This is a genomic window from Mycobacterium sp. PSTR-4-N (genome assembly GCF_022348085.1).
In the GTDB taxonomy this organism is placed as follows: domain Bacteria; phylum Actinomycetota; class Actinomycetes; order Mycobacteriales; family Mycobacteriaceae; genus Mycobacterium.
This window is the reverse complement of the sequence record NZ_JAKRFN010000015.1, coordinates 129,133-143,116: the sequence shown is the minus strand read 5'-3', so window position 1 is coordinate 143,116 and position 13,984 is coordinate 129,133. Positions and strand designations below refer to the sequence as shown.

14 protein-coding genes are annotated in these 13,984 nt (G+C 66.9%); 8 read left to right on the top strand and 6 right to left on the bottom strand.

What is annotated here, in order from left to right:
• Positions 1-1,342: thioesterase domain-containing protein (locus MHN84_RS19620; protein ID WP_241206173.1), on the top strand; the 1,342-nt coding region annotated here is incomplete at its 5' end.
• Between the two features lie 50 nt (positions 1,343-1,392).
• Here the strand turns inward: MHN84_RS19620 and MHN84_RS19615 are convergent.
• On the bottom strand, positions 1,393-2,382 hold the full coding sequence (locus tag MHN84_RS19615) for an ABC transporter substrate-binding protein (protein ID WP_241206172.1): 990 nt from the start codon (positions 2,380-2,382) through the stop codon (positions 1,393-1,395).
• Positions 2,383-2,610: 228 nt separating this feature from the next.
• Here MHN84_RS19615 and panD point away from each other — a divergent pair, with 228 nt between their 5' ends.
• Both panD and MHN84_RS19605 read left to right on the top strand, forming a co-directional pair.
• Positions 2,611-3,018, top strand: a complete 408-nt coding sequence (panD, locus tag MHN84_RS19610; protein WP_241206171.1) for an aspartate 1-decarboxylase — start codon at positions 2,611-2,613, stop codon at positions 3,016-3,018.
• Complete coding sequence (locus MHN84_RS19605; RefSeq protein ID WP_241206170.1) at positions 3,015-4,328, top strand: lysine N(6)-hydroxylase/L-ornithine N(5)-oxygenase family protein; 1,314 nt, start codon at positions 3,015-3,017, stop codon at positions 4,326-4,328. Before panD ends, MHN84_RS19605 begins: the two co-directional genes overlap by 4 nt.
• On the opposite strand, the gene MHN84_RS19600 is transcribed toward MHN84_RS19605, so the two are convergent.
• Together MHN84_RS19600 and MHN84_RS19595 are read right to left on the bottom strand one after the other, a co-directional pair.
• A complete protein-coding gene (locus tag MHN84_RS19600; protein WP_241206169.1) occupies positions 4,325-4,804 on the bottom strand; it encodes a TspO/MBR family protein in 480 nt (159 codons plus the stop codon). The genes MHN84_RS19605 and MHN84_RS19600 overlap by 4 nt on opposite strands.
• 40 nt (positions 4,805-4,844) lie before the next feature.
• Positions 4,845-6,254 carry a cytosine permease gene (locus MHN84_RS19595; protein ID WP_241206168.1) on the bottom strand — a complete coding sequence of 470 codons (1,410 nt, stop codon included), beginning with the start codon at positions 6,252-6,254 and terminating at the stop codon, positions 4,845-4,847.
• 111 nt (positions 6,255-6,365) lie between these two features.
• Between MHN84_RS19595 and MHN84_RS19590 the strand changes: the two genes are divergently transcribed.
• On the top strand, positions 6,366-7,796 hold the full coding sequence (locus tag MHN84_RS19590) for an MFS transporter (protein WP_241206167.1): 1,431 nt from the start codon (positions 6,366-6,368) through the stop codon (positions 7,794-7,796).
• Here MHN84_RS19590 and MHN84_RS19585 read toward each other — a convergent pair.
• Entirely contained in the window at positions 7,793-8,233 is a 441-nt protein-coding gene (locus MHN84_RS19585) for an SRPBCC family protein (RefSeq protein WP_241206166.1), read from the bottom strand. The two genes, MHN84_RS19590 and MHN84_RS19585, sit on opposite strands and share 4 nt — an antisense overlap.
• Before the next feature lie 369 nt (positions 8,234-8,602).
• Between MHN84_RS19585 and MHN84_RS19580 the strand changes: the two genes are divergently transcribed.
• From MHN84_RS19580 to MHN84_RS19565, 4 genes are all read left to right on the top strand, one after another.
• Positions 8,603-9,724, top strand: coding sequence for an ABC transporter ATP-binding protein (locus MHN84_RS19580; protein WP_241206165.1), 1,122 nt, complete (start codon positions 8,603-8,605; stop codon positions 9,722-9,724).
• An 81-nt stretch (positions 9,725-9,805) separates the two neighbouring features.
• Positions 9,806-10,990 (top strand): spermidine/putrescine ABC transporter substrate-binding protein, encoded by a 1,185-nt coding sequence (locus MHN84_RS19575; RefSeq protein WP_241206164.1) that lies wholly within the window; start codon positions 9,806-9,808, stop codon positions 10,988-10,990.
• A gap of 4 nt (positions 10,991-10,994) precedes the next feature.
• Positions 10,995-11,870 carry an ABC transporter permease gene (locus MHN84_RS19570; protein ID WP_241206163.1) on the top strand — a complete coding sequence of 292 codons (876 nt, stop codon included), beginning with the start codon at positions 10,995-10,997 and terminating at the stop codon, positions 11,868-11,870.
• Entirely contained in the window at positions 11,867-12,724 is an 858-nt protein-coding gene (locus MHN84_RS19565; RefSeq protein ID WP_241206162.1) for an ABC transporter permease, read from the top strand. Before MHN84_RS19570 ends, MHN84_RS19565 begins: the two co-directional genes overlap by 4 nt.
• Positions 12,725-12,726: 2 nt before the next feature.
• Here the strand turns inward: MHN84_RS19565 and MHN84_RS19560 are convergent, their stop codons facing one another.
• The gene (locus tag MHN84_RS19560) at positions 12,727-13,083 is read right to left on the bottom strand and encodes a hypothetical protein (protein WP_241206161.1); all 357 of its coding nucleotides are present in this window, start codon (positions 13,081-13,083) and stop codon (positions 12,727-12,729) included.
• An 18-nt stretch (positions 13,084-13,101) separates the two neighbouring features.
• Positions 13,102-13,968, bottom strand: coding sequence for a DMT family transporter (locus MHN84_RS19555; RefSeq protein ID WP_241206160.1), 867 nt, complete (start codon positions 13,966-13,968; stop codon positions 13,102-13,104).
• Positions 13,969-13,984: the final 16 nt, after the last annotated feature.

Here is a 13,984-nt window from a genome sequence, read left to right as displayed (position 1 = left end):
CGACGACCAAATCAAACTCCGCGGCATCCGCATCGAACCCACCGACATCGAAACAACCCTCACCACACACCCCACCATCACCACCACACGCGTCATCGTCCACAACCAACGACTCATCGCCTACTACCTCAGCGACGCGCCTGAACCCGCCGATGCCGACACACTGCGTGCCTTTGCCGCCCGCGCCCTCCCCAGCCACATGGTGCCCGCGGCATTCATCCGGCTCGATGCGTTCCCCCTCACCCCCAGCGGCAAGCTCGACAAGAACGCACTACCCGAACCGGTTCTCTCCGCGAGCGCAGGGCGTCCCCCGAGCACCGAGCGGCAGCGTCGGCTGTGCGAGCTTTTCACCGACATCCTGGGTACGCCGGTGGACTCGGTCGACGCCGACTTCTTCGAACTGGGCGGACATTCCCTGCTGCTGGTCCGCCTGACGTCGGTCCTGCGCCGCGAGTTCGCCGGCGCTGCGGATCGCGTGTCCGTGGCCGACCTGATGGTCGCCTCCACCGTCGCCGCCGTCGACGATCTGCTGTCCGGGCACTCGGGCGGCGGAGCGCGAAGTTTTGCACCCGCGCTGCCGCTGCGGACCACCGGGACTGCGGCACCGCTGTTCTGCCTGCCGCCGGCCAGCGGCCTCGGTTGGCCCTACGCGGCGCTCAAACATGTTCTGCCGAGCGATGTCCCGCTCTATGCGCTGCAGTCTGCGCTGTTCTCGGGCGGTCAGCTGCCCGACGATCTGGCCTCGCTGGCGTCGGACTATGCCGACATCGTCGAGCAGATCGCTCCCGACGGTCCGGTCCGCCTCCTGGGGTGGTCGTTCGGTGGCGTTCTCGCGCTGTTGGCGGCGCAGGAGCTGCGGCGGCGCGGTCGGCTCATCGGCATGGTCGCCATGCTGGACTCCTACCCGGAGGTGACCGAAGCCGGCCGCGTCCACGATCGAGACGCCGTGCTGGCACGTGTGCTGGCGGAGATGGGTTTCCCTGTCGATCCCGAGGATCGCCTGACCGTCGAGCAGGCCGTCGAGCTGATGAAGGAACAGGGCGATGCCATCACCGTCCTCGACGACCGGCACGTGGCGGTGGCGATCGAGAACTACATCGCCGCAGAGCGTTTCACGGCGGACGCCGACTACGGGCACTACGACGGGGACGTCTTCTTCGTCGACGCCGCAGAAGAGGTCGCTCAGTGGGGCACTGCGTCACCGGCGTGGCGGCGCTACATCGGCGGCGAGTTGACGGCGGTGTCGGTGCCGTTCCGGCATTCCGATCTGCTCGACATCGCGGCGCTCGAGGAGTACGGCCCGGCACTGGTGGCGATGCTGACGCGCGGGGACGGGTCCTGACACGACGAACCCCGCCGGCATCGCGCCGGCGGGGTGTGTCGAGGTGGATGTCAGGCGTTGGCGAGGTCGGCGACCGGCCGCCCTGCCAGCGCATTGGCCAGCTGCGGGGTGAGCACGTCGAGCGCGTACAACAGTGCCTGTGGGCCGCTGTAGGTGAGCGCACCGCTGAGGTTCGACTCGAAGGTGGTGTAGAGCGTGCGCCCGTCCCGCACCACGCCCAGCCGAGCGAACGCCGGCGACGCCATCATCTGCTCCCGGGTGGCACCGTTGACGAACAACACGTCTTTGTCGAGCAGGTCGAGCCGTTCCTCGCTGATGTCACCGTCGACGTCCTGCGTCTTGAAGCCCAGGGCGGTGAACAGCGAACGGCGAGGGTCGTTCTCGGGCAGCAGGTAATGCCCGCCGCTCTCCGGGCCGAAGTCGACGACCAACGTCTTGCCGTCGAACTCCGGGTGAGCAGCGCGTGCGTCGGCGATCTTGCCCTTCACCTCGGCGACCAGTTTCTCGGCCTGGTCCTTCTTCCCGAGCGCGGTGCCGGTGGTGAGCAGCTGGACGTCCCAGGGTGTCTCCTCGTCGGCGTAGTCGCCGGACTGGATCACCGTGGGCGCAATCGACGACAACCGGTCGTAGGTCTGCCGGTCGATGGTCTCGTAGATCGCGAAGATCACGTCGGGCTTCTGTGCGGCGATCGCTTCGAAGTCGATGGTGTCGGCGCCCCAGGTGGTGACACCCTTGCCGTCGGTCGCCGCCTGAACCCACGGGTAGCCGTTGTACTCGGTGAAGAACTCCCGTGTGCTGACGGGGATCACCCCGAAGGGCAGGACGAAGTCCTGATCGGTCCAGCCGACGGTCACCACCCGCTGGGGATCGGCGGGAACCTTCGTCTCGCCGAACTTGTGGGCGATCGTCACGGTCTGCGCCTGCGGCGCCTGGGTCGACGACGATCCACACCCCACCAGCGCGGCGACGAGCAGCAACGCTGCCAGTACGGTCGCGCCGGCGCGCCCTCTGTGACGCTGACGATGTTGCTGCTCGGTCACGCTGGTTTCCCCTTCGTTCGGTATGACTGGCGCGTGCAGATTAGCTTAGGCTCGGTTAACTTTCTAGCGCCCGCCAGAGCCGATCGCGCCGATCACCCCCGTGCTCCACTGTCGGCCTCGTTGGCTACCAACATCTTTGACACGACGGCCGGGGTCGACGTAGAGCTTGCACGACACTAAACATAGGCTAGCCTTATCTATCGGCCAGCGGTGACGGATGGAGGCGGGATGCTGCGCACAATGCTCGGAGGCAAGATCCACAGGGCGACGGTCACCCAGGCCGACCTGCACTACGTGGGATCGATCACGATCGATGCGGATCTGATGTCGGCGGCAGGGATCGTCGAGGGCGAACAGGTGCACGTCGTCGACGTCACCTCGGGCGCGCGACTGGTCACCTACGCGATAACCGGCCACGCCGGTTCGGGAGTCATCGGAATCAACGGCGCGGCAGCACATCTGGTTTCACCCGGCAACCTGGTGATCATCATGTCCTTCGTCGGCGTGCCGCAGTCGGACCTGGCGCGTCACCGCAGCGCGGTCGTCCACGTCGACGCCGCCAATCGCATCGTCGGCTTGGGGACGGACCCGTCGGAGCCCGTTCCCGGCGCGCTCGATCAGATGGCAGGAGCATGATGACGACATTCGGCAGACCCTCGGGCTCCGAGCAGGTACTCGACCTCGTGGGTGTCGGCTTCGGCCCGTCCAACCTCGCGCTGGCGATCGCCGTGCGCGAGCACAACGACACCTCGACCGCGCCGGTGACGGCCCAGTTCGTGGAGGCCAAATCGGAGTTCGGTTGGCACACCGGCATGTTGATCCCCGGTGCGACCATGCAGATCTCGTTTCTGAAAGATCTCGCCACTCGGCGCAACCCGACCAGTGAGTTCACCTTCTTGAACTACCTGACCGACCGGGGACGTCTGACCGAGTTCATCAACTACAAGACGTTCTTCCCGACGCGCGTCGAGTTCCACGACTACCTGCGCTGGGCGGCAGACAAGGTCGCGGCCCCGGTGTACTACGGCTCACGAGTCACCGGAGTGCGCGATGTCGGCGAGTACTTCGAGATCGAGGTGACGGGCGCCCATGCCGGTACGCTGCGGGCGCGCAACGTGGTGATCGCCGGTGGACTGCAACCCCAACTTCCCCCCGATGTCACCCCGTCGGCACGAAAGATCCACAACCACAACTTCCTCCACGATCTCGACCGCTTGCCGACCAGACGCCACAACCGGTTCGTCGTCGTGGGCGCCGGACAGAGCGCAGCCGAGGTGTGCGCCTACCTCCATGATCTCGACGCCGTCGAGGTGCACGGGGTTTTCGCCAAATACGGCTACAGCCCCGCGGACGACAGCCCGTTCGCCAACCGAGTCTTCGATCCGGACGCCGTCGATGACTTCTACAGCGCCAGTCCGCCCATTCGCCGTCAACTGCTCGACTACCACCGCAGCACCAACTACTCCGCGGTCGACATGCCGCTCATCGAGGATCTCTACGCCCGCGAGTACGCCGAGCGGGTCACCGGCGAACGACGGCTGTACCTGCGGGGCGCGTCCAGCGTGTGCGGAACCGACGAACACGACGACGGCATCTCCGTGGACATCCGCCACCACCCGACCGGCTCGATCCACCGAATCGATTGCGACGCAGTGATCTACGCGACGGGATTCACCCCCGCCGCACTCGGCGCCATCCTCGGCCCGCTGCACGCCGACCTGGTCTACACCGACGGGCGCCCCGCGGTGACGCGGGACTATCGGCTCGTCACCGAGCCGTCCACCGCGGGCGGACTCTACGTGCAGGGGAACACGGAGCACACCCACGGACTGACCTCGTCGCTGCTGTCGAACATCGCGATTCGTAGCGGCGAGATCCTGGCGTCGATCGGCGCGTCCCGGACAGCACCGGCCCACCGACCAACCGTGGAACTGAGCCGCCCCTAACGGTTGAGTTGCCAGATGCGGCTCGACAACGCCGTCGCGAAGGCGCACCACAGAGGGTAGGGGGCGAGCGCCGCCCCGGCCGCCGGCTGCACCGCCGCGGCACGGCGAGTCAGATCGGTGCTGCTGACGGCCAATGCCGCGGCCGCCACTGCGGCGGTGCCGAGCCGGCGCTGATTGAAGAAGATCCAGCTCCACCCGGCGTTGAGCACGAGATTGGCCGCCAGCGCACGGGTGTAGGAGCGCGCTTCGTCATGCCTGCCCTGCTCCTCGAGGGTGTCGATCGTCGACGCCGAGACCACTGCGATATCGGTGTAGAGGATCGGCCATACGATCGGGAACGCCTGAGCCGGGGGTTGAAAGGACGGCTTCTTCAGGCGCGTGTACCACGGCGATTGAGCGGGCCTGCTGGCCAGCCCGCCGACGACAGCGGTGGCGAGCGCAGCACCGGCGGTCTTGGCAAGAGTCTTCGAGGGCATCTCGGTCAATCCTTCCTGGCGGCGGCTACTGCACCCGACGCTACCGAAACCGGCGACTGCGGCCCGTGACGATTCGGTAGCCGCCGTAGAGCACGGCCGCTGCTGCGGCGTTCACGAAATAAGCGATGTCGGCCCCGTGCCAGGCTGTCGCGATCGGCCCCTGGATCAGCGTGGTGTTCATGAAGGGCACCGCGATCAGATAGGCCAGGAGGAACACGATCAACGCGGCGGCCGCGTCGCGCCGGTTCGTGGATTCCTCGGACGGGTCGACGATGTCGCGCCCAGCCATCCGGATCCGCCAGTCGATCACCAGCACCACGACGAACGCCGGAATCCAGTAGCTGACGAGCAGGAGCACATCGGTGAAGCGTTGCGCGGTATCGGCGGCGTGGAGCCACAGGATCAGGGCGAAGGCGAGGACGGTGACGATCACCGCGGAAACCGGTCTACGCACCCGGACTCCGACGGTCTGCAGGGCGAGCGACCCGCTGTAATCGTTCATCACCCCGGAGCCGATGGACGCGATCGCGATCACCAGCAGCGCCAGGGCGCCCAGCACGCCACCGCCCATCACCGAGCGCACCCCCACGGCGGTCTGCTCACCCACCAGCTCGGCCGCCGCGATCCCGATGCCCTGTACGAACGAGTACGCCAGCAGCAGACCCGCCGCGGTGAACGCGAACACCTTGGCCCGGGAGACGTCGGCGGGCAGGTAACGACTGAAATCGGCGGCGTAGGTCGCCCAGGACACCGCCAGGCTGAACGCGATCGTCACCTCGAGCACGAAGGCCGCGATCAGGTCCGGCCCCGCCGCCGTGGCCGGTGCCACGATGTCATGGCCGCCGATCAGCTTGACGGTGAACACGACGAACGTCACGAACAGCACCACCGTCAGGACGGCTTGCAGTCGGTGGATCAACTCGTAGCCGAACACACCCACCACGCCCTGGACACCCAGCACGATCAGCACCGCGGCCCAGAACGGGATCCCGAGCAGAACCGACAACGCCTCGCCCCCGAACAACCCCACCAGGGCATCCCATGCGATCGACGAGATCCACTGCAGCGCAGCAGGAACCACCACAGTTCCGCCGAAGGCCATGCGGGCGTTGGGCAGCTGACCGGCACCGGTTCGCGGCCCCCAGGTCGATAGGTATCCGACCACCAGGGAGCCGAGGAGGGTGCCGATCAGCATCGCGAGCATGCCCAGCCAGAACCCGAGGCCCAGCGCGATCGCCAACGTGCCGGTGAAGACGGCCGTCATGTTCACCTGCGGTGCGAACCACACCGTGAAGAGGCGGCCGGGACCGCCGTAACGCTGATCGGTCGGAATGGGCGCGATGCCGTGCGTCTCCACCGACAGATCGCCGGCGCCCGTCGGTCGATGGCCGGTGAAGACCGACCCGGTCAGAGCGGCGGATCGGACCTGCGGCGAGCTTCCCTGAGCCATAGCCACATTCGATCACGGACGCCGGCCCCCCACCGGCCCCGGGTTACCGGCCCGGCCGAACGGGAGTCCATAATCGATCGAAATCGAGATGTCCTAACGATCGGAGTGGGCGTGGCACACAGCAGGCCCCGCCTCCTCGTCATCGGCCTCAGCGTCGTGGTCCTAACCGTCGCCGTGCTGCAGACCGCGGTGGTGCCGGTGCTGGGCGTGATCGCCGACCAACTCGATGCATCGACGGTCGCAGTCAGCTGGGTCGTGACCGCCAACCTCCTCGCGGCGGCAGCGGCCACACCGCTGATCGGCCGTCTCGCCGACCTGCACCGCAAGAAGCACGTGCTGTTGGCGGTGCTGGCCGTCGTCCTCGCCGGCTCCCTGCTGGCGGCGACGACGACGTCGCTGCCGCTGCTCGTGTTCGCGCGGGTCCTGCAGGCCGCCTCGTTCGCGCTGTATCCGGTCAGCATCGCGATCCTGCGCGAGGAACTGCCCGAAGCTCGCATCGGCTCTGCGATGGCCGTGCTGTCGGGGACGTTGGGGTTCGGTGGTGGTGCAGGTCTTGTCGTGGTGGGTCTGCTGATGAGCGGGGACGCGGGGTACCACCGGGTGTTCTGGCTGACGACCGGATTCACCGTGGTCGTGCTGGCGATCGTGATCGCTGTCGTGCCGAACCGGCCGCGCTCTGCGGCGGGCAGGATCGATTGGATCGGCGCGCTCGGGCTCGCGGCGGGCCTGTCGGCGGTGTTGCTGTCCATCACGCAAGGTCATTCGTGGGGGTGGGCCTCGCCGCGGACCGTCGCCTGCGCGGCGGGCGGTGTGATCGTGCTCATCGGTTGGTGGAGGTGGGAGCGGCGGGTCAGCCAGCCGCTGGTGTCGACGCAGATGCTGGCGCGGCGCTCGATGCTGCTCACCAACGTGGCCACCGTGTTCGTCGGGATGGGTCTCTACTTCGCGTTCCTCGGCCTCACGCAGTTCGTCCAGATGCCGGACGGCCCCGGCGGTTACGGCTTCGGTGCGACCGTGCTGCAGGCCAGCGTCGTGTATCTCCTGCCCGGAGCCGTCACCGGCTTCGTCGTCGCCCTGGTCAGCGGTCGGTTCATCGACCGGTTCGGCGCGCGTCCGGTGCTGGTCGTGGCCGCGGTGGCCGGCATCGTCGGATTCGTCCTGGCCGCCTTCCTGCACTCGGCGCCCTGGCAGGTGATCATCGCCAGCGTGCTGGCCAATGGCTACATCAGCCTGGGATACGGGGCCCTGCCCGCGCTGGTCGTCGGAGACAGCGCCGCCGGAGAGACCGGCGTTGCGACGGGGATGAACGCGATCGCACGCACCGTGGGCAGCTCGACCGCGGCCGCGGTGGTCGCGGTTCTGCTGGGTCGTACCGATGCGGCCGGCGTCCCGCTGGAGAGCAGCTTCGTCGCGATCTTCACCGCGGGCGCGGTCACCGCCTTGCTGGCGATGGTGCTGATCGCCGCGTCCCGGCCCCGGTCTACGTCACCCGCGCCGAATGCGCGTCACGAGACACGGGCGATGAACCACGAGTGGGGTTAACCGAGCTCGGCGAGGTTGCACACCGAGCGCTTCACGTCTCCCTTGATCACCCGCGCGACGACGCTTCCGACCGGGGTGTTCAGCAGACCACCCGAGAGGTCGGCCACCACGCGGAACGACGAGCCACGTCCTTCGCCGCCGTCGCGGGGCTCGACCTGAAGGCTCAGCCCGATGCTGACGCCGCCCCGTCCGTTGCCCATGAGTTCGATCTCTTTGGGCTCGTCGTATCGCGTGACGCGCCAGTGGATGATGTTGCGGAATCCTTTGACCTTGATGAGCGAGGACACCTGGGTGTCGACGTCAATCTCGTCGGGCACGGGGCTCTTCCATCCGCCGAAGATGGTCAGCCACTCCTCGAAGCGGCTCAGGTCTGACGCCAGAGTCCAGGCCCGCTCGGGGCTCAGGTCCGAGGTCACGGATACGTCGACTGTGGCCATGAGCCCTCACTACCCCGCCGACTCACCCCGGTAAACGGCGACGAACGCCATACTCGCGCGGCACACTCATACAGATAGCGAAGTCCGCCGATCGGAAGCTCCCGGGTCAGGCGTGGATGTCCCGCGTCCCTTAACCCGAAATCTCGCCGATTCTCGCAACGGATGCCCGGTTCGGCGAAGGATTCCATTGTAGAAATGTAAATTCGTTGCGGAAACGGTTGCCAACGGCGACGCGATCCGCGAAGGTTTATAGCGGCCACGACGGCCGACGTTCGAGGAGGATCCCCGCTGACCGGCACACACACCACCGCTGCAGACCAGACGTCAGGGTCTGCGGGACGCGATGCGACCCGCGCCAAGAGCGGCCCCGTGATCGAGATAGACCACGTCACGAAGCGCTTCGGCGACTACGTCGCTGTCGCTGACGCCGACTTCACGATCGCGCAGGGCGAGTTCTTCTCCATGCTCGGGCCCTCCGGGTGCGGTAAGACGACCACGCTGCGAATGATCGCCGGATTCGAGACCCCGACAGAAGGCGCCATCCGCCTCGAGGGTCGCGACGTCTCGAAGACCCCGCCGAACAAGCGCAACGTCAACACCGTCTTCCAGCACTACGCGCTGTTCCCGCACATGACGGTGTGGGACAACGTCGCCTACGGACCGCGCAGCGCGAAGAAGGACAAGCAGGAAGTCCGCAAGCGCGTCGACGAACTCCTCGAGATCGTGCGGCTGACCGACTTCGCCGAACGCAAACCCGCCCAACTGTCGGGCGGGCAGCAACAGCGCGTCGCACTCGCGCGAGCACTGGTGAACTACCCGAGCGCCCTGCTGCTCGACGAGCCCCTGGGCGCCCTCGACCTCAAACTGCGCCACGCCATGCAGTTCGAGTTGAAGCGAATCCAGCGCGAAGTCGGCATCACCTTCATCTACGTCACCCACGACCAGGAAGAAGCGCTGACGATGAGTGACCGCATCGCGGTCATGAACGCCGGCAACGTCGACCAGATCGGCTCCCCGACCGAGATCTACGACCGACCCTCGACGGTTTTCGTGGCGAGCTTCATCGGCCAGGCCAACCTGTGGTCGGGCCGCCAGACGGGCCGCGTCAACCGCGACTACGTCGAGATCGACGTCCTCGGCTCCACGCTCAAGGCTCGTCCCGGCGACACCACGATCGAACCCGGTGGCCAAGCCACACTGATGGTGCGCCCGGAACGCGTGCGGGTCAGCATGGACGCCCCCACCGGCGACGCCGTCGGCGTCCGCGCGACGGTGACCGATCTGACGTTCCAGGGTCCGGTGGTGCGGCTCTCGCTCGCCGCGCCCGACGAATCCACGGTGATCGCCCACGTGGGACCCGAGCAGGATCTGCCGATGCTGCGCCCCGGCGACGAGGTCTACGTGGGATGGGCACCCGATGCGTCGCTGGTGCTGCCCGGTGCCGGCACCCCGACGACCGAAGATCTTGAGGAGATGCTCGACGACTCCTGATCGTCCCCGCGGCCCGACGCCTGCGTTTCGACCCTCCCCTCTCTGGACCCTCTCTGGACCCGACGAAAGGTACGCCTCGCCATGTCCCCCGAGTTCGATCCCCGCCTGCTTGCCCGACTGACCGCCAACCGCACCTCGCGACGCCGATTCATCGGTGGCAGTGCGGCCGCTGCCGCCGCCCTGGGCCTGGGCTCCTCCGTGCTGGCCGCCTGCGGTGGATCCGACAGCAACACCGCCAGTTCCGCCAGTCAGGACAGTGGCCCCGCCAGTGGCACGCTGCGAATCTCGAACTGGCCGCTGTACATGGCGGACGGTTTCGTCGCGGCGTTCCAGACCGCCTCGGGCATCACGGTGGATTACAAGGAAGACTTCAACGACAACGAGCAGTGGTTCGCCAAGGTCAAAGAGCCGCTCTCGCGCAAGCAGGACATCGGAGCCGATCTGGCGGTGCCCACGACGTTCATGGCGGTGCGGTTGCACCAACTCGGATGGCTCAACGACATCAGCGACGAAGGCGTGCCGAACAAGAAGAACATCCGGCCCGATCTCCTCGAGGCCAGTGTCGACCCGGGCCGGAAGTACAGCGCCCCCTACATGTCCGGACTCGTCGGACTCGCCTACAACCGTGCGGCCACCGGCCGCGACATCTCGTCCATCAACGATCTGTGGGACCCGGCGTTCAAGGGCCGCGTCAGCTTGTTCTCCGATTCGCAGGACGCGCTCGGCATGATCATGCTGTCGCAGGGCAATTCGCCGGAGAACCCCACGACCGAGAGCGTGCAGAAGGCGATCGACCTGGTGCGTGAGCAGAACGACAAGGGCCAGATCCGGCGCTTCACCGGCAACGACTATGCCGACGATCTCGCTGCCGGCAATATCGCTGTGGCGCAGGCGTATTCGGGTGACGTGGTGCAGCTGCAGGCCGACAACCCCGATCTGCAGTTCGTGGTCCCGGAGTCCGGCGCCACCACGTTCGTCGACACGATGGTGGTCCCCTACACCACCCAGAATCAGAAGGCCGCCGAGGCGTGGATCAACTACGTCTACGACCGGGCGAACTACGCCAAGCTGGTCGCGTTCGTCCAGTACGTGCCGGTGCTGTCGGACATGACCGAGGAGTTGGAGAAGGTCGATCCGGCGGCGGCCAAGAACCCGTTGATCAACCCGTCGAAGGAAGTCCTCGACAAGTCCAAGGGATGGGCGCCGCTGACCGACGAGCAGACGCAGGAGTACAACACCGCGTACGCCGCCGTCACCGGCGGCTGACGCCATGGCAGGTGTAGCAAGCAGCAGCCGCCAGCGGAGCAAGATCGCGCCCTACCTCATGGTGCTGCCCGCGCTGGCGTATCTGTTGATCTTCTTCGTGGTGCCGTTCTTCTCACTGGCCAAGACGTCGCTGTCGTCGACCGGCGGATCGGTGTTCATGCCGACGCTGACGTTCGCGTGGGACTTCGGCAATTTCACCGACGCGTTCGTGCTGTACAAGGATCAGATCTTCCGGTCCTTCGGATACGCGTTCGCCGCCACCATCCTGTGCCTGCTGCTGGCGTTCCCGCTGGCGTACGTCATCGCGTTCAAGGCCGGTCGCTACAAGAATCTGCTTCTGGGACTGGTGATCCTGCCGTTCTTCGTGACGTTCCTGATCCGCACGATCGCGTGGAAGACCATTCTGGCCGACCAGGGCTGGGTGGTCAGCGCGCTGGACACCATCGGCCTGCTGCCCAGCGAGGGACGGTTGCTCTCGACCAGCTGGGCGGTGATCGGCGGCCTGACCTACAACTGGATCATCTTCATGATCCTGCCGCTCTACGTCAGCCTGGAGAAGATCGACCCGCGGCTGCTCGAGGCGTCGAAGGATCTGTACTCCTCGGCCGGGCGCAGTTTCGGGAAGGTCATCCTGCCGCTGTCGATGCCGGGTGTGCTCGCCGGGAGCATGCTCGTGTTCATCCCCGCGGTCGGCGACTTCATCAATGCCGACTACCTCGGAAGCACGCAGACCACGATGATCGGCAATGTGATCCAGAAGCAGTTCCTGGTGGTCAAGGACTACCCGGCGGCGGCCGCGCTGAGCCTCGGGCTGATGGTGCTGATCCTCGTCGGGGTGCTGCTCTATACGAGGGCGCTCGGTACGGAGGACCTGGTATGACGACCCAGGCCGGCGCCGCGGTCGCCACCGTGGCACAGCAACCGTCCACCACGAAAACCGTGCGGGCGCGCCGTAATTGGGGCGATCTGCTGCTGCGCATCGTGGCCGGGCTGGTGCTGCTCTACCTGTTCCTGCCGATCTTCGTGATCATTCTGTTCTCGTTCAACAAGCCGGTGGGCAAGTTCAACTACAGCTGGGAAGGTTTCACGCTGGAGAACTGGGCGCACCCGTTCAAGTATCCGCCGCTGACCGAAGCGCTCAAGCTGAGTCTGAACGTGGCCGCAGTCTCGACGGCCGTCGCGCTGGTCCTGGGTACGCTCGTCGCGATCGCCCTGGTGCGGCAACGCTGGCGGGGCCAGGGCGCCGTCGACACGTTCCTGGTGCTGCCGCTGACCGCTCCCGAGGTCGTGATGGGCGCGGCGCTGCTGACGCTGTTCCTCGACCTGGGGTGGGCGGCCGGTTACACCACGATCCTGCTGTCGCACATCGCTTTCGAGGTCAGCTTCATCGCGATGACGGTGCGTGCCAGGGTGCGCGGCTTCGACTGGACTCTCGAGGACGCGTCGCTGGATCTGGGCGCAGGCCCTGCCCGCACGTTCTTCAAGGTGACGCTGCCGCTGATCGTGCCCGGCATCGTCGCCGCGGCGATGCTGTCGTTCGCGCTGTCGCTCGACGACTTCATCATCACCTACTTCGTCAGCGGCTCGACGGTCACCTATCCGCTGTATGTCAACGCGGCGGTCAAGGCTGCGGTGCCTCCCCAGATCAATGTGCTGGCCACCGCGATCCTGCTCATCAGTCTGGCGTTGCTGGCGCTCGGCACCCTGTTCCGGCGCAATCGCACGGAGGTCTGAGTTCAGCTCGCGTCGAGGCGCACCCGTACCGTCACGCGGCCACGCTCATCCCGGTGGGCCACCGCGTGACCGGTGCGGTCCGCACCGTCGAATGCGGCCAGCGTGATGGGCCCACCGCCGTCGGTGAAATTGCGCCACCAGGTCTTCTGGTCGGGCGTCATCACGCGGATGACGACCTCGTCGCCGGAACGCTGGTAGTTGACCGGGGTTTCGAACGTCTGGTGCGAACGCCGCCCGGTGTAGCGGATCACCACCATGCTGCGCCGCACCATCGGACCGATCACCGGCGCGTGGATCAGACGAGCCGCACCGGCGTTGATGAAGCCCACCACGGGTGAGCCGAAGATTCCTCTGCCCATGGCTGACACGGTAATCGCTCAGCCGACCTCCAGAGGAACAGGTTGCGTGCGGGCCCCGGACCGCGCAGCGCCGGCGCCGGCGGCCACCACGAACGCGATGCCGACGACGGCCGGCGGACCCGGCACCTGGTGCAGGATCACCAGCCCGACCAGCATCGCCAATGCCGGCTCCAGGCTCATCAGGGTGCCGAAGGCCGCGGTGGTGAGGCGCCGCAGCGCCAACAGCTCGAGAGCGAAGGGCACCACCGGGAGCAGGATGGCCAACCCGAGCCCCAGCAGCAGGATGCCGCCATCCATTCTGGGAATGACGGCGGGCCCGACGACTGCGGTGGCGAACAACGCCGCGACCGGCATGGACACCGCAAGGCCCGCGATGCCGGCGACCTCGTCGCCCACCATCTGGGTGAGCACGATGTAGCCGGCCCAGCACACGGCGGAGCCGAGAGCGAAGGCGACACCCACCTGATCGACGGTTCCGCTCCAGGGCTCGGTCAGCAGCACGACGCCGACCGCCGCGAGACCAGGCCACAGCACGCGTCCGCGGCCGCGGCCGCGAGCCACCGCGACCGACAGCGGGCCGAGGAATTCGAGTGCGCTGGCCGTCCCGAGTGGGATGCGAGCGACAGCAGCCATGAACAGCAGGGTGATCCCGGCGGTGACGACGCCGAGGATCACGCACATGAGGAAGGACCGGCGAGTGAATGCGGTCCAGCGGGGCCGCACCAGGATGAGCAGGAGCACACCGGCCCACATGAGCCGCAGCCACGCGACACCCTCGACGCCGATGTCGTCGATCAACGTCACGGCGAGCGCCAGGCCCAGCTGCACGCAGGCCATCGCGCCGACCGCCATCATGGCGCCCGTCCGTGCCCGTTCCACTGTCATTCCTGCATTGAACGGG

Bases quoted from the DNA above. Each gene is read 5' to 3' on its own strand.
- MHN84_RS19575 (WP_241206164.1), top strand. From the start codon at position 9,806: ATGTCCCCCGAGTTCGATCCCCGCCTGCTTGCCCGACTGACCGCCAAC.
- panD (WP_241206171.1), top strand. From the start codon at position 2,611: ATGCTGCGCACAATGCTCGGAGGCAAGATCCACAGGGCGACGGTCACC.
- MHN84_RS19605 (WP_241206170.1), top strand. From the start codon at position 3,015: ATGATGACGACATTCGGCAGACCCTCGGGCTCCGAGCAGGTACTCGAC.
- MHN84_RS19600 (WP_241206169.1), bottom strand. From the start codon at position 4,804: ATGCCCTCGAAGACTCTTGCCAAGACCGCCGGTGCTGCGCTCGCCACC.
- MHN84_RS19570 (WP_241206163.1), top strand. From the start codon at position 10,995: ATGGCAGGTGTAGCAAGCAGCAGCCGCCAGCGGAGCAAGATCGCGCCC.
- MHN84_RS19555 (WP_241206160.1), bottom strand. From the start codon at position 13,968: ATGACAGTGGAACGGGCACGGACGGGCGCCATGATGGCGGTCGGCGCG.
- MHN84_RS19585 (WP_241206166.1), bottom strand. From the start codon at position 8,233: ATGGCCACAGTCGACGTATCCGTGACCTCGGACCTGAGCCCCGAGCGG.
- MHN84_RS19565 (WP_241206162.1), top strand. From the start codon at position 11,867: ATGACGACCCAGGCCGGCGCCGCGGTCGCCACCGTGGCACAGCAACCG.
- MHN84_RS19560 (WP_241206161.1), bottom strand. From the start codon at position 13,083: ATGGGCAGAGGAATCTTCGGCTCACCCGTGGTGGGCTTCATCAACGCC.
- MHN84_RS19595 (WP_241206168.1), bottom strand. From the start codon at position 6,254: ATGGCTCAGGGAAGCTCGCCGCAGGTCCGATCCGCCGCTCTGACCGGG.